18 protein-coding genes and 2 tRNA genes are annotated in these 21,084 nt (G+C 71.8%); 16 read left to right on the forward strand and 4 right to left on the reverse strand.

Going from position 1 to position 21,084, the window contains the following annotated elements; all coding sequences use genetic code 11:
• Positions 1 to 4 precede the first annotated feature (4 nt).
• The 3 genes from ACWD6N_RS11745 to ACWD6N_RS11755 form a co-directional block, all read right to left on the reverse strand.
• Complete coding sequence (locus tag ACWD6N_RS11745; RefSeq protein ID WP_387329787.1) at positions 5 to 1,000, reverse strand: AAA family ATPase; 996 nt, start codon at positions 998 to 1,000, stop codon at positions 5 to 7.
• A gap of 28 nt (positions 1,001 to 1,028) precedes the next feature.
• A complete protein-coding gene (locus ACWD6N_RS11750) occupies positions 1,029 to 3,653 on the reverse strand; it encodes a fibronectin type III domain-containing protein (RefSeq protein ID WP_450004689.1) in 2,625 nt (874 codons plus the stop codon).
• Positions 3,654 to 3,804: 151 nt separating this feature from the next.
• Complete coding sequence (locus ACWD6N_RS11755; RefSeq protein ID WP_387329792.1) at positions 3,805 to 6,591, reverse strand: tetratricopeptide repeat protein; 2,787 nt, start codon at positions 6,589 to 6,591, stop codon at positions 3,805 to 3,807.
• Between the two features lie 234 nt (positions 6,592 to 6,825).
• On the opposite strand from ACWD6N_RS11755, the gene ACWD6N_RS11760 reads away from it, so the two are divergent.
• The 4 genes from ACWD6N_RS11760 (at position 6,826) to ACWD6N_RS11775 (ending at position 11,236) form a co-directional block, all read left to right on the forward strand.
• Positions 6,826 to 6,909 (forward strand) — tRNA-Leu (locus ACWD6N_RS11760).
• 243 nt (positions 6,910 to 7,152) lie between these two features.
• Positions 7,153 to 8,388 (forward strand): tyrosine-type recombinase/integrase, encoded by a 1,236-nt coding sequence (locus tag ACWD6N_RS11765; protein ID WP_450004690.1) that lies wholly within the window; start codon positions 7,153 to 7,155, stop codon positions 8,386 to 8,388.
• Positions 8,389 to 8,532: 144 nt separating this feature from the next.
• Complete coding sequence (locus tag ACWD6N_RS11770; RefSeq protein WP_450004691.1) at positions 8,533 to 9,225, forward strand: hypothetical protein; 693 nt, start codon at positions 8,533 to 8,535, stop codon at positions 9,223 to 9,225.
• A 109-nt stretch (positions 9,226 to 9,334) separates the two neighbouring features.
• On the forward strand, positions 9,335 to 11,236 hold the full coding sequence (locus tag ACWD6N_RS11775) for a DUF4209 domain-containing protein (RefSeq protein ID WP_450004692.1): 1,902 nt from the start codon (positions 9,335 to 9,337) through the stop codon (positions 11,234 to 11,236).
• A gap of 221 nt (positions 11,237 to 11,457) precedes the next feature.
• Here the strand turns inward: ACWD6N_RS11775 and ACWD6N_RS11780 are convergent, their stop codons facing one another.
• A complete protein-coding gene (locus ACWD6N_RS11780; protein WP_450004693.1) occupies positions 11,458 to 11,640 on the reverse strand; it encodes a helix-turn-helix domain-containing protein in 183 nt (60 codons plus the stop codon).
• 171 nt (positions 11,641 to 11,811) lie between these two features.
• Here ACWD6N_RS11780 and ACWD6N_RS11785 point away from each other — a divergent pair.
• The 12 genes from ACWD6N_RS11785 to ACWD6N_RS11840 all read left to right on the forward strand — a co-directional run bounded on the left by ACWD6N_RS11785 (position 11,812) and on the right by ACWD6N_RS11840 (position 20,450).
• Positions 11,812 to 11,884: transfer RNA gene (locus tag ACWD6N_RS11785), tRNA-Gly, on the forward strand.
• A gap of 36 nt (positions 11,885 to 11,920) precedes the next feature.
• The gene (locus tag ACWD6N_RS11790) at positions 11,921 to 13,264 is read left to right on the forward strand and encodes a putative antirestriction adenine methyltransferase (protein WP_450004694.1); all 1,344 of its coding nucleotides are present in this window, start codon (positions 11,921 to 11,923) and stop codon (positions 13,262 to 13,264) included.
• Positions 13,261 to 13,719 carry a hypothetical protein gene (locus ACWD6N_RS11795; RefSeq protein WP_450004695.1) on the forward strand — a complete coding sequence of 153 codons (459 nt, stop codon included), beginning with the start codon at positions 13,261 to 13,263 and terminating at the stop codon, positions 13,717 to 13,719. The genes ACWD6N_RS11790 and ACWD6N_RS11795 overlap by 4 nt, the downstream gene beginning before the upstream one ends.
• The gene (locus ACWD6N_RS11800; RefSeq protein ID WP_354966338.1) at positions 13,716 to 14,633 is read left to right on the forward strand and encodes a ParB N-terminal domain-containing protein; all 918 of its coding nucleotides are present in this window, start codon (positions 13,716 to 13,718) and stop codon (positions 14,631 to 14,633) included. Before ACWD6N_RS11795 ends, ACWD6N_RS11800 begins: the two co-directional genes overlap by 4 nt.
• A gap of 148 nt (positions 14,634 to 14,781) precedes the next feature.
• Positions 14,782 to 15,066: an Acb2/Tad1 domain-containing protein gene (locus ACWD6N_RS11805; RefSeq protein ID WP_354966337.1), complete on the forward strand. Its 285-nt coding sequence runs from the start codon at positions 14,782 to 14,784 to the stop codon at positions 15,064 to 15,066.
• A gap of 74 nt (positions 15,067 to 15,140) precedes the next feature.
• Positions 15,141 to 15,767 (forward strand): hypothetical protein, encoded by a 627-nt coding sequence (locus tag ACWD6N_RS11810; RefSeq protein WP_450004696.1) that lies wholly within the window; start codon positions 15,141 to 15,143, stop codon positions 15,765 to 15,767.
• Positions 15,745 to 15,894 (forward strand): hypothetical protein, encoded by a 150-nt coding sequence (locus tag ACWD6N_RS11815; protein WP_354966335.1) that lies wholly within the window; start codon positions 15,745 to 15,747, stop codon positions 15,892 to 15,894. The genes ACWD6N_RS11810 and ACWD6N_RS11815 overlap by 23 nt, the downstream gene beginning before the upstream one ends.
• Positions 15,891 to 16,280, forward strand: a complete 390-nt coding sequence (locus ACWD6N_RS11820) for a hypothetical protein (RefSeq protein ID WP_450004697.1) — start codon at positions 15,891 to 15,893, stop codon at positions 16,278 to 16,280. The genes ACWD6N_RS11815 and ACWD6N_RS11820 overlap by 4 nt, the downstream gene beginning before the upstream one ends.
• 3 nt (positions 16,281 to 16,283) lie before the next feature.
• Positions 16,284 to 17,678, forward strand: a complete 1,395-nt coding sequence (locus tag ACWD6N_RS11825) for a terminase large subunit domain-containing protein (RefSeq protein WP_354966333.1) — start codon at positions 16,284 to 16,286, stop codon at positions 17,676 to 17,678.
• Positions 17,679 to 17,767: 89 nt separating this feature from the next.
• Positions 17,768 to 19,384 carry a ParB/RepB/Spo0J family partition protein gene (locus tag ACWD6N_RS11830; RefSeq protein WP_450004698.1) on the forward strand — a complete coding sequence of 539 codons (1,617 nt, stop codon included), beginning with the start codon at positions 17,768 to 17,770 and terminating at the stop codon, positions 19,382 to 19,384.
• A gap of 91 nt (positions 19,385 to 19,475) precedes the next feature.
• On the forward strand, positions 19,476 to 20,147 hold the full coding sequence (locus ACWD6N_RS11835; protein WP_354966331.1) for a recombinase family protein: 672 nt from the start codon (positions 19,476 to 19,478) through the stop codon (positions 20,145 to 20,147).
• A gap of 12 nt (positions 20,148 to 20,159) precedes the next feature.
• Positions 20,160 to 20,450: a hypothetical protein gene (locus ACWD6N_RS11840; protein WP_354966330.1), complete on the forward strand. Its 291-nt coding sequence runs from the start codon at positions 20,160 to 20,162 to the stop codon at positions 20,448 to 20,450.
• Positions 20,451 to 21,084 lie beyond the last annotated feature (634 nt).

A 21,084-nucleotide genomic window follows, 5' to 3' on the forward strand; every position in this document is an offset into this window, starting at 1 on the left:
CCGGTCAGCCCTGCACCGGCGCCGGCTGCCCCGACGGCAGCGGCACCGGCACCGAGGCGATGGCCTGGCGCAGCACCTCCGCCGCGGTCATCCCGCGCACCTGGGCGTCCGGGGTGAGCAGCAGCCGGTGGGCGAACACCGGTTCGGCGAGCGCCTTCAGGTCCTCCGGCATGATCCAACCCCGCCCGTCGATCAGCGCGTACGCGCACGCGGCGCGGGTCAGCGCGATGACACCCCGAGGGCTGACTCCGACGCGTACGTGCTGGTGGGTGCGGGTGGCGGCGGCCAACCGAACCGCGTACGCGTAGAGCGGCTCGGCGATGTGCACCCGACGGGCCATCCGGACCATCTCGCCCACGGTGGCGGTGTCGGTGACCGGGGTGAGCGCCTCGGGGGAGCGGACGGTGGCGCCACGCAGCACCTCCACCTCGACCGCCTCGTCCGGGTAGCCGACGGAGAGCTTGACCAGGAAGCGGTCCAGCTGCGCCTCGGGGAGCCGGTAGGTGCCGTCCATCTCCACCGGGTTCTGCGTGGCGACCACCAGGAACGGCGCGGGCACGGGATGTCGGACCCCGTCCACGGTGACGGTGCGTTCCTCCATCACCTCCAGCAGCGCCGACTGGGTCTTCGGCGACGCCCGGTTGATCTCGTCGGCGATGACGATGTTGGCGAAGACCGGCCCGGGATGGAACTCGAAGTCCCGGGTCGCCTGGTTGAAGATCGTCACACCGGACACGTCGGAGGGGAGCAGGTCGGGGGTGAACTGGATACGCCGCCACTCACCCTTCACGGTGGCGGCGATGGCCCGGGCCAGGGTCGTCTTGCCGACCCCGGGCACGTCCTCCAGGAGCACGTGACCCTGCGCGAAGAGCGCGGTCAGCGCCAGCCGGACCACCTGCGGTTTGCCGAGCACGACCGCGTTGACGTTCTCGGCCAGCCGGGCGGCCAGTGCGGCGAAGCCCTGCACCTCCGGCTGGGTGAGCGGCTCGTGGGTGTTCACGGTCGGTGGTGCTCCTTGCCTGGGTGCTTCAGCAGGTGGGCAGGACGTTGATGTTGTCGCCGCCCTCCAGGTTGAGCCAGGCCCAGGGGATGTAGTTCTTCCCGCTGTACTCGACCTGCACCCACCAGGTGCTCTGCTTGTTGTTGTTGTAGATCCACGAGTCGACGTTCCCGCCGGACTTCTTGCAGTACGCCTTCAGCCGGGTGCCGGGCTTCGCCCAGCCCACCTGCTGGTCGTTGTCCTGCCGGGCGACGGAAAAGATCTCGTTGCCGTTGCGGCCGTCGACCTCTTTGTTGCAGTAGGTCCGCTGGTCGCCGTCCGGCCCGTTGTTGCACGTCGCGATGCCGTAGAGCACCTCGGTGGTCTGGGCCCGCGTCGCGGTGCCCTTGCCGGCGGCGTTGGTGGCGGTCACCGTGAACGTGTACTTCGTGCCCGGCGTCAGACCCGGCACCGTGATGCTGGAGCACGGCCCGGCCTTCGCCGGCTCGCCCGGCGTGTTCACCGAGCAGGTGGCCTTGCCGCCGCCGGCGTCCACGGTGAACGTGACGGTCGCCGAGGTGGCGGTCGCCGACGAGCCGGTGACCGTGACCCGTGGCTCGGCGACGGTGCGGGCGGTGGTGGTGGCCTCCGGGCCGGGCCCGGCCTCGTTGACCGCCTTCACCTTCACGGTGACGTTCTCGCCGTTGCCCAACCCGGTGACGGTCGTGCGGGTGTCGGTCACCTCGCTGCTGCGCCCGCCGACGTCCACCAGGTACTTCGTCACCGGCCGGCCGTTCGCCTCGGCCGGCGCCCACTGCACGGTGATCGCGCCGGGCTGGTCGGCGACCGTGCCGGCCCGCAGGTCGACCGGTCGGCCGGGCGCCGCGAACGGCACCACCGTGTTGCTGACCGGCGAGGCCGCCGAGCCGGCGCCCTTGTCGTTGACCGCGACCACGGTGAACGCGTACTGGGTGCCGAACTCCAGCTCCCCGGCGGGCACCACCAGCTCCGTCTTCGTCGACTCGCCGGCCGGCGCGTTCGTCCCCGCCGAGCTGGCCGTCACCGCGTACTTCGCGATCTTGTTGCCCTGCCCGTTCGCCGCCGGCCACTTCACCAGCACCGTGCCGTCCGGCCGCTCCTGAGCGGTGACGCTCGCGGGCGGATCGGGCACGGCGGCGGTCGGGGTGACCGGGTTGCTGCTGCGCGACGGGCCGTCGCCCTTGGCGTTCACGGCGTGCACCGCGAACCGGTACGTCTCGCCGTTGGTCAGCCCCTTGACCTCCACCGCACGCTGGTTGGCACCGACCTCCAGGCGCTGGCCGGCGCCCTGCACCACGTACTTCATGATCTCGGCGCCGTTCGCGGCGGCCGGCCGCCAGCTCACCCGGGCCTGGGCGTTGCCGGCGGCGGCGGTGACGCTGCGCGGCGCGCTCGGCTTGCCCACCCGGGGCTTCTTCGGCGGGGGCGGCGGCGGGGGAGTCGGCGGCGGGTCGCCGCCGAGCACGTCGTTGGCGTACTTGTTGACCTCGCGCACCTGGTGCTTGTCGTCCACCACCCGGGCGGTCGCCGAGTCGGGGGAGTTGATGAAGAGGTGGTTTTCCCGCACCTCCAGCTCCAGCGGCCCGTTCGCCCGGCCGCGGATGGTGTCGACCAACTGGCCGCCGGTGTCGAAGGAGTAGATGGCGCCGGTGGCCTCGTCGGCGCAGTAGAACCTGTCCGCCCAGGCCACCGCCGGGCTGAGCCGGTCGCCGTTGCCCGGCACGGTGAACGCCCGCTCCTCGCCGGCGTCACCCACCACCAGCACCCGCCGCTCGGCCGACACGGTCACCGGGACGCGCGGACCGCTGGTGCGGGCCGGCAGCGCCGCCGGGCCGGTCAACTTCAGGGGCGTCGGGTGCACCTCGCCGCGCTGCACCCGCACCAGCTTCCCGGCGGTGCGGTCGAGCACCGCGACCCCGTCGTCCAGCGTGGAGACCACCAGCTCGTGGCTGGCCTCGGCGACGTCGTACGTCTCGACCCGCTCGGGGCTGAGCCCGCCACCGGCGGGCGCGGCCGAGGCCGGCGCGGACGGCAGCTTCGCGGCGGTGACCGCCGACACTGTGCCCTCGCTGGGCACCGCGACCCAGAGCCGGCCCTCGCCGTCGAAGGTGCCGCCGGTGATGCCCGGCGGGTAGCGGACCGGCTCGCCGACCGGGGTCAGCGACCGCGGGTCGAGCTGGCGCACGATGCCCTGCGCGGCGTCGACGACGAACGCCGCGTCCTCGTGCAGGGCGACGCTCACGCCGAGCCCGGGGGTGGTCCGCGTGGTCGCGGTGAGCTGCAGGGTGGCCAGGTCCAGTGAGCTGACCTGCCCGGTCTGCAGGTCGCGCAGGATCAGCAGCCGGTCGGTCTGGGTGACCTGCATCAGGTGGCGGCGAGCGTTGGGAACCTCGGTGCGGGTGTCGACGCGGGCGGTGACCCCGTTGACCCGGGCTAGCTCGCTGCGCGCCGCGCTCCACAGCCAGGAACTCGCGTCGTAGTTGGCCACCGCGTTGTCCGCCGCGCCCAACCCGAGGACGGTCAGCCCCATGGCCGCCAGCAGCGCGGTCACCGTGCCGACGGTCACCAGCCCGCCGCGCAGCCGGGACCGCGAACGGGGGGCTTCGGTGCGTGCGGCGTCCTCGATGCTGGCCACAGCCGGCTGCCTCCCCTGAGTCGTGGCAGGTGGCGCGCCTCGCGGCGACCCCTCCCCTAAGCCGGGTGCCATCATATGGCTCGGCAGGTGGCGGGGGAACCCGCACGGTCACCCCTGTGGATACCGAGCGTGTGCGGTGTGGACGAGCAGCTCAGCTCGGTGGGGTGCTGCGCTCCCGCTCGGTGCAGACCTGCCCCGAGGTGGCGAAGCTGTCCGTCGAGTAGACCGCCAGCACGGTGAAGCAGTAGTCCACTCGGGAGTTCAGGCCGTTGACCGTGTAGCTGGTCCGGCCAGGGTCCACGGTGGCCATCACTCCCAGCGCCTGCCCGGCCCGGCCACCGGCGACCATGAACGGCACCGCACCCTCGGACGGGTCGGTCCAGGTCAGCGTGATCGTGACCGAGTCGTCCCGCAGCTTCAGATCACCCGGCGGCGGGCCGGCCGCCGTCGGCGCCGCCGCGGTCGGCGCGGTCCCGGTCGCCGGTGGCGCGTCGTCGCGGTTCAGCAGCACCGCGCCCAGGCCGCCCACCGCCACCACGGCCACCCCGGCGGCCACCACCGCGCCGATCAGCGTCGCCCGGCCGCGGCCCGTCGACCTCTCATCGGTGTACGCCGGCCGATACCCGTCCTGGCCCGGGTGGTACTGCTGGCCCGGGTACACCTGCTGACCCGGTTGGTACTGCTGGGCCGGGTACCGCTCCTGGACCGGATACTGCTCGGGAGCGCCCGGCGGGTAGGTCGGGGCTGCGGTCGCAGGTGACGCGAAGGGACCCGGAGCAGCCGCTTCCGGCAGGGTCGACTCGGGGTACCCGCTGGAGATTTGCGTGGTCGGAGCCGGGTCAACACCCGGTGACCAGGCGGACGGTGCTGTCTCAAGCGGCGCCGCGACGGGGCTCGACGGTCGGGCAGTCAGGTCCGGCTGGGTGAGGCCCGAGTCAGGCCTTGCCGGAGCTCCGCCTGCCGGCCCGACGGGCGGGAACACCTCCGTCGAAGCGGGCGGCGTCACACCTGTCGAATGCGCTGGCGCGTCCGGCGGCATCGCCGTGGCACCGAGCTCACCCAACTCGACCTCGGCGTGTGCTTCACCCCCGCGCCCGTCCACCTGAGACCCACCCGCCGGGTCGTTGCCCGCCGTCGGTGACGGCGGCGGCGAGGTGCGGCTCCACGGCGGCGCGGTCAACCCCCACGGAGGTACGGGCGGCGCGCTCACCGGCGGCGCGGAGGTGGGTGGGCCGGACACCGGGTAGTCGTGGCCCGGTGGTGCGGAGACGGGCTGGTGGTAACCCGGCGGCCCGGACACCGGGTACGGCTGGCCCGGTGGTGCCGAGACAGGTTGGCCGTAGCCGGGTGGCCCCGACACCGGGTAGGGCTGGCTCGGTGGTCCGGACACGGGGTAGGGCTGGCTCGGTGGGCCGGATACCGGGTACGGGTGGCCGGGCACTCCGGACACCGGCTGGGGGTAGCCGGGCGGTCCGGAGACGGGATAGGGGTGGCCGGGTGACCCCGACACGGGGTAGGGGAGCCCCGGTTCTCCTGACATGGGGCGGTTGTGGCCGGGCGGTCCGGACACGGGGAGGTTGCGGCCGGGGGGTGCGCTCACCGGGTGCGCCTGTTCGGGAGGTGCGGTGGCGGCGGAGGGCCCGCCCGCCGCGCCGCCGGCCACGTTGGGTGAACCGCTCGCCTCGGCCGGCGTGGCCGCAGCCCGGGCCGTCTCCTCGGCCAGGAGCGGCTCGATCTGCTGAACCTGGATCGTCGGGTTGTCCCATTGGGGCGCCGGAGACGGCGGGACCGCCGGGGCTGTCGGCGCGGCGGCTGGCACCGGGGTGGATGGCGTCGGCGGGGGCGGCGCGTCGACCGCTGGGTGCTGCGGTTGGTCGCCCACGCGCTGGCGTGGCGGTACGGGTGATTCGGACAGGGGCCGGGGTGGCTGCTGCGGTCCGACCAGCAGCTGCGGCTGCGCCGGCTGGCTCGCCGGCCGTGGGCGAGGCGACAGGTCGACCGGCGGTCGGGCTGGTCCCGGCTGCTGCTCGGTGCGCTGGCGCGGCGGCACGGGTGGTGAGGCGGGAGGTGCTGGCGGCGGCGCGAGAGTTGCTGACGGCGGCGCGGGAGGTGCTGGTGGCGGCGGTCCGGGCTGCGGTGACCCCGGCGTGACGGAGGTCGGTGTCGATCGAGCTGCCGGCGGGGCCGGCGTCACCCGGGGGGCGGGAGCCGGTCCCGGCGGTGGACCGGTATCGGTGGGCGGGGGTGGTGCGGCGGGTGCGCGTACCGCCGAAGGGGTCGGCTGAGGAGGGGCCGGCGGTGGCGGCGGAGCCCAGGGCGACGCGGCGGCCGGCGGTTCGCCCGCCGACGGTCGCATCGCGGCCAGGGTCGCCAGGGACAGCGTCGGACCGGACAGCGCCGAGCGCGTCCCTGCATCGTCTGCCGGGGCGGGATCGGCGGACCGGTTGTCAGGGGCCTGCCGGGGTGCCGGCGTCGACACGTGCCGCTCGGCCGGCGCGGCCGGGCCGGGAGCGGCATCGCCGAGGTAGTGGCGGGCGGCGCGTACCACCGGGTGGTGCACCCCGAGCACGGCGGGCCCGGCGGTGGCGACGCGGGTGTAGTTGCGGCGGGCCTCGTGCCGGTTGCCCAGTTCCTCGGCGACCTCCGCGAGTTCGAAGGCGAGCGCGAGCATCACCGGGTCCGAGTGCTCCCAGCGCCGCTCGCCCGCGGCGAACGCCTCCTCCAGCACCCGGCGGGCGGCGAGCGGGTTGTCCGCCTCCCGGTGCAGCCGGGCCAGGAGGTGCGCGGTGTGCAGCACCTCGGGGTGGTCTTCCCCGTACGGCGGGCGGGCGGATCCGACGGCCTCCGCGAGCAGTTGCTGGGCGGCGCTGAGGTCGCCCGCGGCGCGCAGGGCGAGGGCCCGGTGCTGGGCGGCAGCCAGAGGAGAGGGATGGGGCACGTGGCAATGCTGCCGTCAGAGGGCCGCCGGACGCTACCCGGACACGTCTTCGGCCGTGCGTCGGTGAGCCCTCGTGAGGCGGTCTGAGCAGCGGTGGAAACGCCTCGACGGGGGGCTCGGATGGCGATGTGCATGATCCACGAGTGGCGTGTACAGTAACTCCCCGTGCGGCCCGCCGGGCCGACCTTCGGGTGTCAAGATCATCCAGGTCGGCGAGGTAGGCTGAACGAGCAGGTCCGGGTGGCGGAATGGCAGACGCGCTAGCTTGAGGTGCTAGTGCCCGTATAGGGCGTGGGGGTTCAAGTCCCCCCTCGGACACGATCTTGAGAACGAAGGCAAAAGGCCGTTGACCTGGCTTTATTCAGGTCAGCGGCCTTAGTTGTTTCTCGGGCTGTTGCCGCCGTGGGATCACCGTGGGATCACGGCCCTAGATGAGGAGCGTCAAGGGTGTGATCTTGCCTCCGTCGAGTGAGACGGTTACGGTCCCACTGCTGCGCATATAGGCGTGGCTGGCGGCAGAGCTCGCGTAGCTGGGAGGCCGCCTGTTCACGTGGAGGAACAGTGGCGCAGGTCGAGAAGAGACAGACGAAGGACGGCAAGACCACCCGGTGGCGGGTGAAGTGGCGCGACGGCGGCGGCCGTGATGGTGACTGGGATGGGGAGACGTTCGACTACCAGGCTGACGCGAAGCGCTTCAAGGCGCTCGTCGACGCCTGCGGCAACCGGCGGCCATCGCCGGAGCAGCTGGTGGAGCACGGCTTCGGCTACCTGGTGCCCGGCGGCGTCACGTCGGCGCCGCAGCCGGCCGAGGAGAAGCTGGCCTTCCAGGCGTACGCCGAGGAGTGGCTGGGCCAGCTGGTGAAGCCGCACCCGGAGACCGTGCGCAAGTACCGGGAGCGCCTGGAGAAGCACGTCTACCCGCGGATCGGCGGCCGGCCGATCGCCGAAATCACCCGGCGAGAGATGCGCGAGTGGCAGCAGGGCCTGCGCGACGCCGGGCTGTCGGCGAAGACGATCGCCAACATCCGGGGCGAGACGGTGGTGCCGATCTTCAAGGCGGCGTGCCGGCCGGGCGAGGACGGCGAGCCCGCCGTGCGGACGTCGAACCCGATGGACGGGCTGCCGCTGCCGGAGGGCCCGCGCGCCGAGCGGGACATCCTGGAGAGCCCGGACGAGGCCCGGCTGTTCCTCGAGGCGGCGTACGCGGTCGACCCGGAGGCGGCGGATCTGCTGCTGTGCAAGCTGTCGACGGGGCTGCGCTGGGGCGAGGTGTCGGCGCTGCCGCCCCGGGCCGTCAACATCGCGCGGGGCACGGCGTCCATCGTGCAGGTCCTGCGCAAGGTGAACCGGCGGTGGGTGGTCGAGCCCAAGCCGAAGACGAAGCAGGGCTACCGGGAGGTGCCGCTGACCGCCGAGGTGATGCGGGTGGTCGCCGAGCGGGTGGCTGCGGCAAGCCGGGAGCCGGGGCGGCAGTTCGTGTTCGTGGCGCCGCGCGGCAACCACTGGCGGTACGAGGACTTCTACACGGACCGGTGGGTGAAGATCCGCGACCTGGCGCGGGAGAAGGGCCTGCCGCGCCGGATGACGATGCACGGGCTGCGGCACTCGCTGCTGACGCTGCTGGCGACCGAAGGCGTCGACCTGGCGGCGTTGCGGACGATGGCCGGGCACGCGAGCGTGACCACGACGATGAACGTCTACGTGCACGCGACGCGTCGGCACCACGAGCCGGTGCGGCGGATCGTCGGGGACTTCCTCGGCGTCGATGCGTTGACCACGGGTTCACCCGTCGGGTAGCGAGGCCCCCGACAGGAAACGGGCGGCGGGTCACCCGCCGCCCGATCGGGGCGCCATCGACCAGCGTGCGGCACTGGCATCGGGCAGGCAAACGAGCGCCCACCTACCGACCCAAGGTTGCGGCGGTGGGGCACCATGCCCAGCGTGGAACCGTACCCCGAGGACAGCGACCGAAAGCAAGGGCTTGCGAAGTCCGCCGAGATGGCCATTTCGTTCGTGCCAGTCGCGGGCAGCGCCCTCCAGGTCGCCTTCAACGAACTCGCTGGCCGGCGCCTTGCCGACCGACGCACCCGATGGCTGAACGACCTCGCCGCGAAAATGCACGAGCTCGAGGAGCAGGTCGGTGACTTCGCACGGCTCACCGGCGAAGACGCGTTCATGGACGCGCTGACCACGGCCGCGCAGATCGCCGACCGCACCTCACGGGCCGAGAAGCTCGAGGTGCTGCGCAATGCAGTCGTCAACTCCGTGATGCCCGACGCGCCGGACGTCGACACGCAGCAGCTTTTCTTCGACATGATCGACCGGTTCACCCCGACTCACATGCGAATGCTGCAGCTGCTCTCCGATCCGCCTGGCTGGTTCGACCGCCAGGGTATCGCTCGGCCGAACATCTACATGGGCCCGAAGATCGGCATCATCGAGGCAGGCATGCCGGAGCTTTCCGGCCGTCGCGATCTGATCGACCGGTACGCCGGGGCACTCACCACCGCTGGCCTGATCAACCAGTCGCTCGCCGCGGTGATGACGGAGAACGGACTGTGGGTGCCAGCGACGACTCCGCTCGGTACCGAGTTCCTAGCGTTCATCGCCGACCCCGAGAGCAAGGTCGACTAATCCTTGGGCCGCCGCGGGCCGTTCACGGGTTCGTCGCGCGCGGCTATGGCCACTGCTGCTGGAGGATCGTGATCGGGCACGCCGCGCAGCGACCCGCGCAGGCGAGAGCATGGAGGAGACACAGGTGACGAGTGCAGCCTCGAATAGAGGGGCGGCGGAGGATCCAATTGACCCCTCGTGGTGGGCTCCCGCACTGGTAGATGGGAACGGCCGCTCACGCGGGACCGAATGCCCCGAGGTGCTTTCGCTCGACCTCGCCCGCCTGAGGGCTGAAGCCCAGGTAGATGCAGGAGAGGACAGCCTCAGGACACGCGTGCTGGACGTGCTGGCGAAGGCCGCGTCCCCCATGCTGGTTCCCGACAACTGGACGGAGCCGTACGCGCCCGCCATGCAGATCGGGAATCGTCGATCGGTTGTCCCCGACGACTTGAGCGAGCCGGAGCTCGAGTTGCTGGCCCGCCTCGTGCCCCTCATCGAGGAGCCGGTCCTGAAGGCCAGGGTCGCTGACATCGCATGGGCCTACGGCGACCGGCGCAACATGGACCTGCTGTCCGCTGCGGTGAACGCTTACCGGTCCGTGCCGCTGGAGCGGGACGCCTGGCTTCGTGCAGGTCGTGACGGCTGGCGACGGGCGATTGAGCTCTCGCTGCGTCGGGGCAATGCCGGCCGTCAGACCGTCAAGGAGATGACGACCGAGCTAACCGAGTTTCTGCTTGCCAAGGATGGCTCGGCGGGATTCATGCTGACTCAGATTTCGGACCTGCTGCGCGATGCCAGGTCCGTTGATCAGGCGGGCACTCGGGATCTGGCCAACCACTTCGTGTCGCTTGCCGCTGCTGTCGCGGGGAACCACCGGCTCAGGCGCGCGTACGAGCGCCACGCCTGTACCTGGTTCTCGCGGGCGGGCGAAACAGACCTTGCCAATGAGTGCATCGAGCGCGTCGGCCAGACGTACCTCGACGAGGCGGACGAGCGACTAGCGCAGGACAGGCCCGCGCTCGTTGTCGGCACGTTTATCGAGAAGGCCATCGCGACCATACGCGGTCTTCCCCGGAAGTACCGCTCGGCGCGAGGTCTCGACGGGCAACTCCAGCAGCTGCGTGACCGGCTCGCTGACATCCGAGAGCTTTCGCTGGAGGAGATGATGCTCATCCAGTCGGACCCGATCGACATCACTCAGTATGTGGAGGACGCGCGCAAGGTGGTGTCCGGGAAGGAGGCACTCGAAGCGCTCGTGAGTCTCGCAGGAATCGTGCCGCTGATCGACGCCACGAAGGCGATGGCCGACGAACGAGAGCGCATGCAGGGGAGCCTGTCGGGTCTGTTCGGAATCTCGACGTTCAGCACGGACGCACGCAAGGTCGCTGCTCGGGCGGGACTCGGTGTGGGCCAGCCGCCTGACGAGGCCGTCTTCGCCGAGGTGGTCCGGTCGTTCACGTTGAGGATCGACCTCCAGGTCAAGGCACTCATCTACCCTGCTCTCGAGGTGCTGATGCTCGAACACCGCTTCAACACCGGATTCCTCGCAGGCATCTGCTACGAATCGCCGGTCGTCCCTGCGGGACATGCCGGTCTGTGGGCTCGCGGGTTGTGGCATGGACTTTCCGGTGACTTCCCGTCGGCTATCTCCGTGCTCGTGCCACAAGTGGAGCAGATGGTGCGCGGCTACCTGAAGGCCCACGGGATCTTCACGCTCTTCGTGGACGAGAACGGCGTCGAGACCGAGAAGGGGCTCAACACACTGCTTGAGATGCCGGAGTCGTCTCAGCTGTTGGGGCCTGATCTCACACTCGAACTGCGTGCCCTGCTGTGCGAACAGCTCGGCCCAAACTTGCGTAACGACCTGGCGCACGGGCTGCTCAACGACCCCCAGTCGTGGAGTGTCGGAGCGGTCTACGCGTGGTGGCTGTGCCTGCGACTGGTGGTCCTGCCCTACTACGGCATGCTCATGGAGGCCCAGGCCGAGAACGGCTCCGCGGGTGAGACAACGGACGTGGAGCGATCGAGCTGAGGGCCACTGCGGGAGCGATCAGTTCAGGGTGTCGCATGGACCGCAGCAGCACCACCTAGCAGCGCGGGCGGCGTGCCAGGTGCAGTGCCGGCCCCCAGCTTGGGACCGATCCTCCTAGGACGGTCTAGGGGTGGTGTGGGGGGCCTCCGGGTGCCGGCATCGGGCCGGCGCGAGAATCGATGAGTGCGATGTAGCGATCGCTGCTCCGGAGGCCCCCACGATCAGCGGCGCCCGGCCAGGGCGGGGAACGCCTTGTAGGCGGCGGCTAGGTCCTCGTCGGTGAAGCGGACGAGCCGGCCGAGCCGGTGGCACGGCACGCGGCCCTTGGACACCCAGCGCCGCAGGGTGGTCTCCGCGACGCGCAGCTTCACCGCGGCTTCGGCGTAGGTGTACTCCTGGCCCACCGGCCTGCCTCCCGTTCATCGGCGCTTGGTGTCCGGTCACGATAGTCCATTGCGGCCCTATAGGTCTACGGTGGGCTACGCCAGGCCACGCAGCGATCGGATGCCCCCGGGCACTCTCGCCACCGGCCTGGTGTACGGCTACCATCTGGCACTGCGTGCTTGTCACGCGTTGCGCTGGAAGTGCTGCTTGGTGGCACACCGCCCTACCGGGGCGGAGGCCCAGGTTCAAATCCTGGCCGGCGCTCGACGCCCGGCCACAGGGGAAGGTGGTGAGAGGCGCGTGTTCCACGGCAGCATCCCGGCCGACCTGCGCTCGATCATCTACGAGCACGCCGAGTCCTGGCCCGACACCGACCTGTACGTCGGCTGCTCGGGCAACTTCACGATTGAGCGGACGCTGCACAGCCGGCCCGGCGAGCAGCGCGCGATCCACGGCAACGACGTCCAGTCCTACTCGAGCGCGCTCGGCTGGTGGCTCGCCGGCCGGGAGCTGGACTACCGGCTCAAGGACGAGCACCGCGAGGAGCTGGCCTGGCTGGAGCCGTACCTGACGACCTCCACGGACACCCTCGCCTCGCTGATGCTCGGCACGCGGTTCCTCCAGTACGTCGGGCGGCCCGGCGTCTACTACGAGCGGATGGTCCGGGCGACCGTCGACCAGTTCCCGACGATGCACGCCAAGACGGTCGCCAAGCTGAACGCGCTGACGCTACGCCTGGACTCGTACTACTGCGGCGACGTGCGGGACTACCTGCGCGACGTCGTGCCCGACGACGCCCCGGTGGCGATGTTCCCGCCGTTCTACGCCGGGGACTACGAGGCACAGTTCGCCGGCATCGACGAGTTCTTCGACTGGCCGGCGCCGACGTACGACACGCTCGACGAGGACGGCAAGGAAGAGATCATCGGGGCGGTCCTCGACCGGCCCCACTGGATCCTCGGCCTCCACATCGCACGCGAGGAGCTGCGCCCGTGGCTGCGCGGCGTCGTCCAGACCTCCAACCGCGGTATGCCGATCTACGTCTACGCGTCGTCCGGAGCGCGGCGCGTCGTCGCGCCCGCCCAGCAGGTCGCCCCGATCCTCATGCCGAAGATCGGGCCCGCCGAGGACCTCGGCGACCGCATGGCCATCCACGTGCTCAACGGCGGCCAGTTCGCCGCCGTCCGCTCGCAGTTCATGAGCAAGACGATCCTGCCCGGGTCGCCGCTGCTCGCCTGCGGCGTCAGCGTCGACGGCAAGCTCGTCGGCGCGTTCGCGTACCTGCCGCCGAAGTTCGACCCGGCCTGCGCCTACCTGATGAGCGACTTCCCGGTGTCGTGGACCCGGTACCGGCGGCTGGCGAAGCTGATCGTCATGGCGGCCGCCAGCCGCGAGGCGCAGCTGCTGCTCCAGCGGTCCCTGTCGAAGCGGCTGACCGCCTGGTCGACGACCGCCTTCACCGACCGGCCGAACAGCGCCAAGTACGGCCGGGGGATCCCCGGCGTGAAGCTGCAAAAGCGCAGCGAGCCGGCCGCCGACGGCATCCACCGGTACCAGCTCCAGTACGGCGGCCCCCTGGGCGACTGGACGCTGGCTGAGGCGCTGGCGGAGTGGAAGCGCCGCCACGGGAAGGACAAGCGATGAGCGACGACCACCGCAGCGGCGAGCAGCCGGCCGCCGAGCCGGCCGGGTGCCCGAAGCAGGAGTGGGACGGCCCGTTCAGCTACCGGTGCGGCCTCGGCGCCGACGTCGGCGTCTGCGCGAAGCACGGCCAGTTCCGGCACGATCCGGCCGACCCGGACAAGCCGTGCCCGCACACCGATATGCACCTGGACGCCGACGTGCAGCGGCTGACCGTCTCCGGCGACGACCCCACGGTGGTGGCGTACATCGCGGAGCTCTCGATCCGCTGCGCCGCTCCGGGCTGTGGTGAGCGGTTCCGCTGGACGGGCGTGCCGGCCGGCATGATGCCGAACCGGCCCGCCTGCACCCCGGACGAGTTCGTGCTGCACGCGCCCATCCGGCCGGCGACTGCCGACCCGGACTTCGGTCTCGGCATCCCCGGTTTCGCCATCCAGTACCGGGGAGACGGCCGGTGAGCGACGCCGACGAGCCGCTGAACCTGCGCCGGGAGACGGTCGACCCGGCCAGCCTGACGCTGCTGGAGGTCAACGCGCGGTACATGCGCAAGGAGACGTTCGACCGCCTGGTGGCCAACGTGCGCCGAGACGGCGCACTGACCAGCACGCCGCTCGTCTGGCACGACGCGGCCACCGAGCGGATGGTGGTGCTCTCCGGCAACCACCGCATCATGGCCGCCCGCGAGGTCGGCCTGACCGCCGTCGACGTCATCGTGGTCGACCAGGAACTTTCGCGCGCCCGACAGGTCGCGCTCCAGCTGTCGCACAACGCCATCGAGGGCGAGGACGACCCGGCCACGTTGAAGCACCTCTACGAGGAGCTGGACGATGTGGACTGGCGGGCCTACTCGGGCCTGGACGACAAGCAGCTCGACCTGCTCGCGCAGGTCGACCTGGAGGGCCTGTCCGAAGCGAACCTCGACTTCGCCACGGTGCAGCTGGTGTTCCTGCCGATGGAGCTGGACGCCGCCCGCGCCTCCTTCGACGAGGCCCGCAAGCTCGTCCAGGCCGACGCCCGCTGGCTCGCCGGGTACGGCGACTACGAAGCCACCCTGGACGCGCTCGCGACGACCCACGGCGCCCACAACGTCGGCAACGTGGCCACCGCGCTCGGCCTGATCCTCCAGGTGTTCGAGCGGCACCTCGGCGAGCTGCGCGACGGCGTGTGGTTCGACCCCGAGTCCGGGGAGCCCATCGGCAACGTCAACCGCCTGGTGCCGATCGAGACGGTGCTGGAGACGCGCTCCATGCCCGCCGACGCAGCCGCCGTGGTGGCCCGCGCCGTCGACCAGCTCGTGCGCAAGGGCGAGGTGCCAGCCCACCAGCGGTGGAGAGCCCTGGAGCTGCTGGCCGCCGACTACCTCGCCGGGTGAGCCCCGGTGCGGATGCCGTACGCCCTGACCGCCTTCGTGGTGGTGGTCATCGTCGGCGGCCTGCTCGCCGGCTGCATCCACCTGTGGCCCGCCTGACCCCCGACCCGGCCCGGTACGCACCGCGGCCGAACCCATGAGGAGGAGCAAGATGCCCGACCGCCCCGACGACCCATACGCCGGCCTGGACGAGCGCCAGCGCTACGAGCTGGACCGCCGCTGCGACCACCACCCGCCGAAGAACCTGGAGCAGGCCGAGCGTCACCTGGCGTGGCGTACCGCCGTGAAGGTGCTGATGGCCGAGGCGATGCGAACCCTGCCCGCCGGCCGGGAGACGTCCCTCGTGCTGACCAGCCTCGACGACGCCCTGATGTACGGCAACGCGGCGATCGCCCGACCCCCCATGCCCGGCGGACGAGCCCCCGGACACCGCTGAGACAGGGCGGCCCGGCCTGACTTCCCCGCAGACCGGGCCGCCCGCACCACGCACCACAGCACGAGAAGGTGACCATGAGCGAGCCGGAGATCCTGCCCTGGGACAGGCAGCGCCGAGAGCCCGAGAAGGCGTACGGGTACTTCGTGCTGTACCGCGACCTGGGCCGCACCCGCACCGTCGCCAAGGTCGCCACCGAGGTCCACAAGAGCCGGGATTACCTCCACAAGCTGGCGAGCACCTGGAAGTGGGTGCAGCGGGCGCAGACGTGGGACCGCGAAGAGGACCGGCTGTACGCCGAGGGCCTGGCCGAGCAGCGGCGCGACATGGCCAGGCGGCACGCCCGGATCGCGTCGGCGCTGCTTGGGAAGCTCGTCGGCCGGTTGCAGACCCTCGACGCGTCGAAGCTCGGCCCCGGGGACATCGCCCGCTGGCTGGAGGTGGCGACCCGCGTCGAGCGCCTGGCCCTGGGCCTGCCGGACTCGACCACCGCACACACCGGTCCGGACGGCGGCCCGATCCGCGCCGAGGTCGACCAGATGAGCGAGCAGCAGCGCGCCGACTTCTTCCGAGCGCTGATGGCGGAGGCGGCGGCCCGTGCCGGCCAGGCCGGACCCGCAGGCGATGCCGACGACCCCGACGGCGACGAGGACGAGGACGAGGACGAGGAGGAGACGGCCGGTGAGCCAGCGGCGCAGGGTTGACGGCGAGGTGTGGTTCGCGCTGGAGGTGCGGGCACCGCGCTGGACGGTGTGGTGCATCGCCGTCGGCGGGCTGCTGCTCGCCTCGTCCAGCGTGGCCACCGTGGTGGTGGTCGCGGTGGCGCTGTGAGGCGGGGCCTGCGGTCGACGCGGCTGCTGGCCGGGCACCGCGCGCCGGCCGCCGCGCAGCCGGCGTACCGACCCGGCGGGCCCGTTGTCGGCCCGCAGACGTGGGCGGCGCTGAACGTGCAGCCGCGCCAGCGGGCTGTCGGCCGCGCCCGTGTCGGCCCGACCCGGGCGCAGCGGCGGACGCTGACCCGCCGGGTGTGGGCGTGGCGGCTGCTGCTGTCCGGCTGGTTCGGGCTGACCGCCCTGACGCTGTGGGCGGCGGTCCGCTGGGCCGGCCTCGCCGGCCTCGGCTGCCCGGCGCTGATGCTGTGCCCGTTGCTGCTGCTCGCCTGGTGCGCCGTTGTCGACCTGCGCGACCGCGAGGCCGAGATGCGGAACGGGCGCTGACCGATGCTACTGGCCTACCCGGACCCGGCGATGATGACCGACGCCGAGCTGGCCGCCTACCTGCGCGAGGTGTCCGAGGTCCAGGGCCTCGTCCGGTACGACTGGCCCCGGCACGCCCGGTCCGAGCAGCTGGAGCCCAACAGGGCGTACCGGATCTGGATGCTGCTCGCCGGCCGTGGCTTCGGCAAGACCCGCACCGGCGCCGAGACGGTCCGGAAGTGGGCTACGGCGAAGCCCGGCGGGCACTACGCGGTGATCGCGAAGACTCACCGCGAGGTGTACAACGTCTGCTTCACGGCCCGACGTGCCGGCCTGCTGGCCGTGGTGCCGCCGAAGGACGTGAAGACGTTCAACAAGAGCGAGCCGTACCTGGAGCTGCGCAACGGCGCGATCATCCGCGGCTTCGGCGCGCAGGACCCCGACATCCTCCGCGGCTACGACTTCGACGGCGTGTGGTGCGACGAGTACGCCGCCTGGCCGGTGCAGACGGCGCAGGGCGTGTTCGACATGCTCTGGTTCTGCATGCGCGAGGCCGAGAGCCCGCACATGGTCATCAGCACGACCCCGAAGCCCCTGCCGCACGTGAAGAAGCTGCTGACCCGGGCGGCGAAGCAGAAGGCGCGCAGCCGCCGGCCCCGGGTGGTCATCACCCGAGGCAAGACGCTGGACAACGCGGCGAACCTCAGCGCCGAGGCGCTGGAGGAGCTGCTGGAGCAGTACGGCGGCACCCGGCTCGGTCGGCAGGAGCTGGACGCCGAGCTGCTGACCGACGTCGACGGCGCACTGTGGAAGAGCGCGTGGATCGAGGCCGGCCGCGTCGACAAGGACGACCTGCCGAAGCTGGTCCGGACCGTCGTCAGCGTCGACCCGGCGGACACCGTGTCGGAGACGAGCGACGAGACGGGCATCGTGGCCGTCGGCCGGGGCGAGGACGGCGAGCACTACGTGCTGGCCGACCGGAGCATGAAGATCGCCGGCATGGCCGCCGCCCGGCGGATCTGGCAGTGCTACCTGGACGTCGACGCCGACGTAGTGATCTACGAGGGCTCGTCGGCGTGGATGCGGGACATCCTCGTCGACGCGTGGGTTGCCATGCAGAAGGAGGGCCTGCTGCCTGGCGGCGACCCGCCGCTGGACGTCGTGCAGGCCCGCGTGAGCAAGCGGGTGCGCGCCGAGCCGGTGGCCGCCCGCTACGAGGTCGACCCACCGCGGGTGCACCACGTCGGCGCGTTCCCGGTGATGGAGGACCAGCTGACGACCTGGACGCCGGAGTCCGGCGACTCTCCGGACCGGCTGGACGCCCTGGTGCACGGCGTGACGTACCTCCGGTCGAAGGAGTCCCGTCGTGCTGTGGTGGCGTCGCCGCTGCGAGCCAAAACCGCAGGTCAGGGCCGGTAACGATTAGACGGTGATGATCTTGAATGATACAATGAGTATGTACAGCCCGAGCTGTACGCCTGTTCACGTGGAGTAGGAAGGACCCAAGAGTGACCGCACCGACCAAGGCGCGAACCCGGGCCAAGAAGGCCCCGTACCTCGCCCAGATCGACCCGCGCGACCTGCTCGCGCACCCGAGCAACCTGCGCAACCAGCTCGGCGACCTGACCGAGCTGCGCGACTCGATCGCCGCCAGCGGCGTTCTGCAGGCGCTGACCGTCGTCCCCGAGGACGACGGCCACCGGATCGTCGCCGGCCACCGCCGGGCCGCAGCCGCCGCCGAGGCGCTCGAAGCCGGCGAATGGCCCGACGGCCTGACCCAGACGGTGCCGTGCCTCGTGCGGCCCGACCTGGTGGGCATGGCCCCGGCGCAGATCGTGGCGATGCTCGTCGAGAACGACCAGCGCGTCGACCTGACCGAGAGCGAGCGCGCAGCCGGGTACGCCCAGCTGGAGCTCTTCGGCCTGGACGTCGCCGAGATCGCCCGCCGGACCGGCCGGGCGCAGAAGCACGTCCAGTCCGCGCTCAAGCTGACGAAGCTCGGCGAGGCCGCCACCGCGGCGGCCGACGCCGGGAAACTGTCCCTGGAGGACGTCGCCGAGCTGGAGGAGTTCGAGGACGACCCGAAGACGATGGAGAAGATCCTCAAGGACGTCGTAAGCAGCTGGGGGATCAAGCACAAGGTCCAGGAGGAGCGCCGCAAGCGGCAGGTCAAGGACGCCATCGCGGCGGTCACCGCCGAGCTGGAAGCGGCCGGCGTGAAGATCGTGAAGAAGCCGAAGGAGTGGCCGTACAACTGCGCGATGGCGCGCGTCGACCAGCTCCAGACGGCCGACGGCGAGGAGATCGACCCCGAGGCCGTGAAGACGCTCGACGGGTACGCCGCCGTCATCGAGGAGCGGTGGGACTCGGCCAGCGCGCTCATCGTCTGCCTCGACCCCGAGGCGCACGACTACAAGCGGACCGGGCACAGCTACTACAAGAGCCCGGCCGAGGTCGCCGCGAAGGAGGCCGCCGACAAGGCCCGCGAGGAGCGGGCGGCTCGGCTCAAGGAGTCCGGGGCCGTGCGGCGCCGGTTCCTCGTCGAGAAGTACGGCAGCGCGAAGGGCGCGAAGGCGCTGCTGGTCGAGGCGATGCGGTTCGCCGTGGTGTGGCCCGACTTCCTCCAGTACCGCGTCGATCGGGAGTTCATCAAGGCGCTGGCCGGCGGCGAGCTGGTCGAGGGCGCGACCGCCGGGCAGGACCGGCTGAACCGGCTGCTCGTCGCCCGGCTGGTCGGCGCGCAGGAGCACAACGTCGAGCAGGTCGCCGAGGGTCGGTGGGTCGCGCACAAGGACCTGATCGTGCTGTGGCTGAACAGGTTGGAGGAGGACGGCTACGAGCTGTCCGAGGGCGAGGCGGACATGCGCGCCGCCCTCATCGCCGAGGAGGAGGAGCGGAAGCGCGCCGAGGCCGAGGAGGAAGCCGAGCGCCTGGCGTACGAGGCCGAGGAGGACGCCGAGGAGGACGCCGAGGAGGACGGCGAGGACCAGGAGGTCGTCTACGTGGACCTGCCGGAGCGCGACGTCGAGCCCGAGCCCGAGCCCGATGCCGAGGACGTCGAGCCGGACCCGTGCGCCGAGGCCGACCTGGACGCGGGCGAGCCCGCAGCCGAAGGCGACGAGTGAGTCTGACCCCACGGGTCGGCAGCCGGCGGCGCGCACCCACACGGTGCGCGCCGCCGGCGCGACGGCCCGACCGACCAGCACGGAGGAACCCGTGGACCACGACCTGCTGCGCGGCACCTGCCCCGCCTGCCAGGTGACCATCGGCGAGACGCACGCGGACGACTGCGACGTGGCCGAGTGCCTGGTGCGCGGCTTGAAGCGCATGTACTGCCGGGCCCTGGCCGACACCGCGGGCCACGACTGCGGCGCGTCGACGTGGACCGGCGACTGGCCGGGCCACCGCGAGGCCCGCGAGTTCGGCTGGCACGTCCGCTGGGACGCCGAGGCCCGGACGTGGGCGCGGTGCGCCCCGGAGGTGCCCGGCTCGGGGCCCGACCTCAACCGGCTGTACGAGCACGCGCGGTGGGACGCCGAGGCCCGCCGCTGGGTGCGGCGCCGGGCCGTGGTGTTCTTGCGGGCCGTACGCGGCGGCCGGGCCACCATCGAGGAGCTGACGAAGACGGCGCAGCGCTGGTGCACCGAGCAGGGCTACGAGGTGGTCGGCGAGCACGTCAGCGCGAAGGGCTGGCGGGAGACGGTCGCCGACGTCGGCGACGGCCTGGCCGACACCGTGGTGGTGCCGTCGGTGGAGCGGCTGGGGTTCGGCAAGCAGGTGTTCGAGAGGATCGCGGCCGTGCGCCGGGCTGGCGGCGACGTGCGCGGCCCCGGCGTGCGCGTCGACGCGGACGGCCGGGTCGTCGCGACGGCGACCGTTGAGATGTGAGGAAGATTCACGATGGAGCGAGAGAAGCGGCTGATGCTGGCGTGTCCGCCGACGAACATAAACGAGCTGCTGGAGGGCATGGGCGTCCCGCCGTACGTGCCGACGATCGACCATACGGTGACGCAGTGCGTGGACTGCGGCACGGACATGTGGATCGGCCCGAACCAGCAGGCGGCGGCGACCCGGGCGCCGGGGGCGTGCCTGCTGCTGTGCATGGCGTGCTCGGTGATCGAGCAGAAGAAGCGCGGCGGTGGCATCGTCGGGCACCTCGGCGGCCACGGGAGGCCGCGGCTGCCGGGCTAGTCCGCTGAGCGGACCAGCGCTGGTCCGCGTCGTGCCCCAGCTTCCTCCGCAGCGGTAAGGTCCGCGGTGGGGGCGTACCGGCCCGGTCGGCGGGTATCCGCGCCCGTCCAGCGACGAGAAGATTGGTGGTACGGAGTGGGGACGACGGAGATCCGGGTGCACGGCGTGGCCGAGCCGGGCCCGGAGAGTCTCCTTGGCCGCCCGGTCGTTGACCGGGTGGCCGGTGACCGGGAGGCACCGCGCTGGAGCACGCCAGGGTCGAAGTGACTGCGCTGTCCGCCGGCTACGCGGAGGCGCTGGCTCCGCTGCGCCGCGGGCAGGCCGGCCACGATCCGGGCCGGGTCGCGACCCCGGCGGTGATGCTCCGGCGATAGCGCCCCGGCGCCGACCGCCGCGTCAAGCCCGGCGTATGCACAGGTCAAGGTCGGTGTGCTGTGCGCGCAGGTCGAAGCGACCGTGGTGGCCGACGACCTCGCCACCCTCACTTGCCGCCCCTTCGGAAGGGCCGACGCTGGCGGTGGGCAGATTGTCCCGTGTCCGGCTAACACTCCGATGCGGAAGCCGTGGTGTAACCACACCTAGAAGGGTAACCACCACCCCACAGGCACCGGACTGGCCAGCGGCGGCGGCTCGT

The sequence above is a fragment of the Micromonospora sp. NPDC005163 genome (assembly GCF_053599835.1).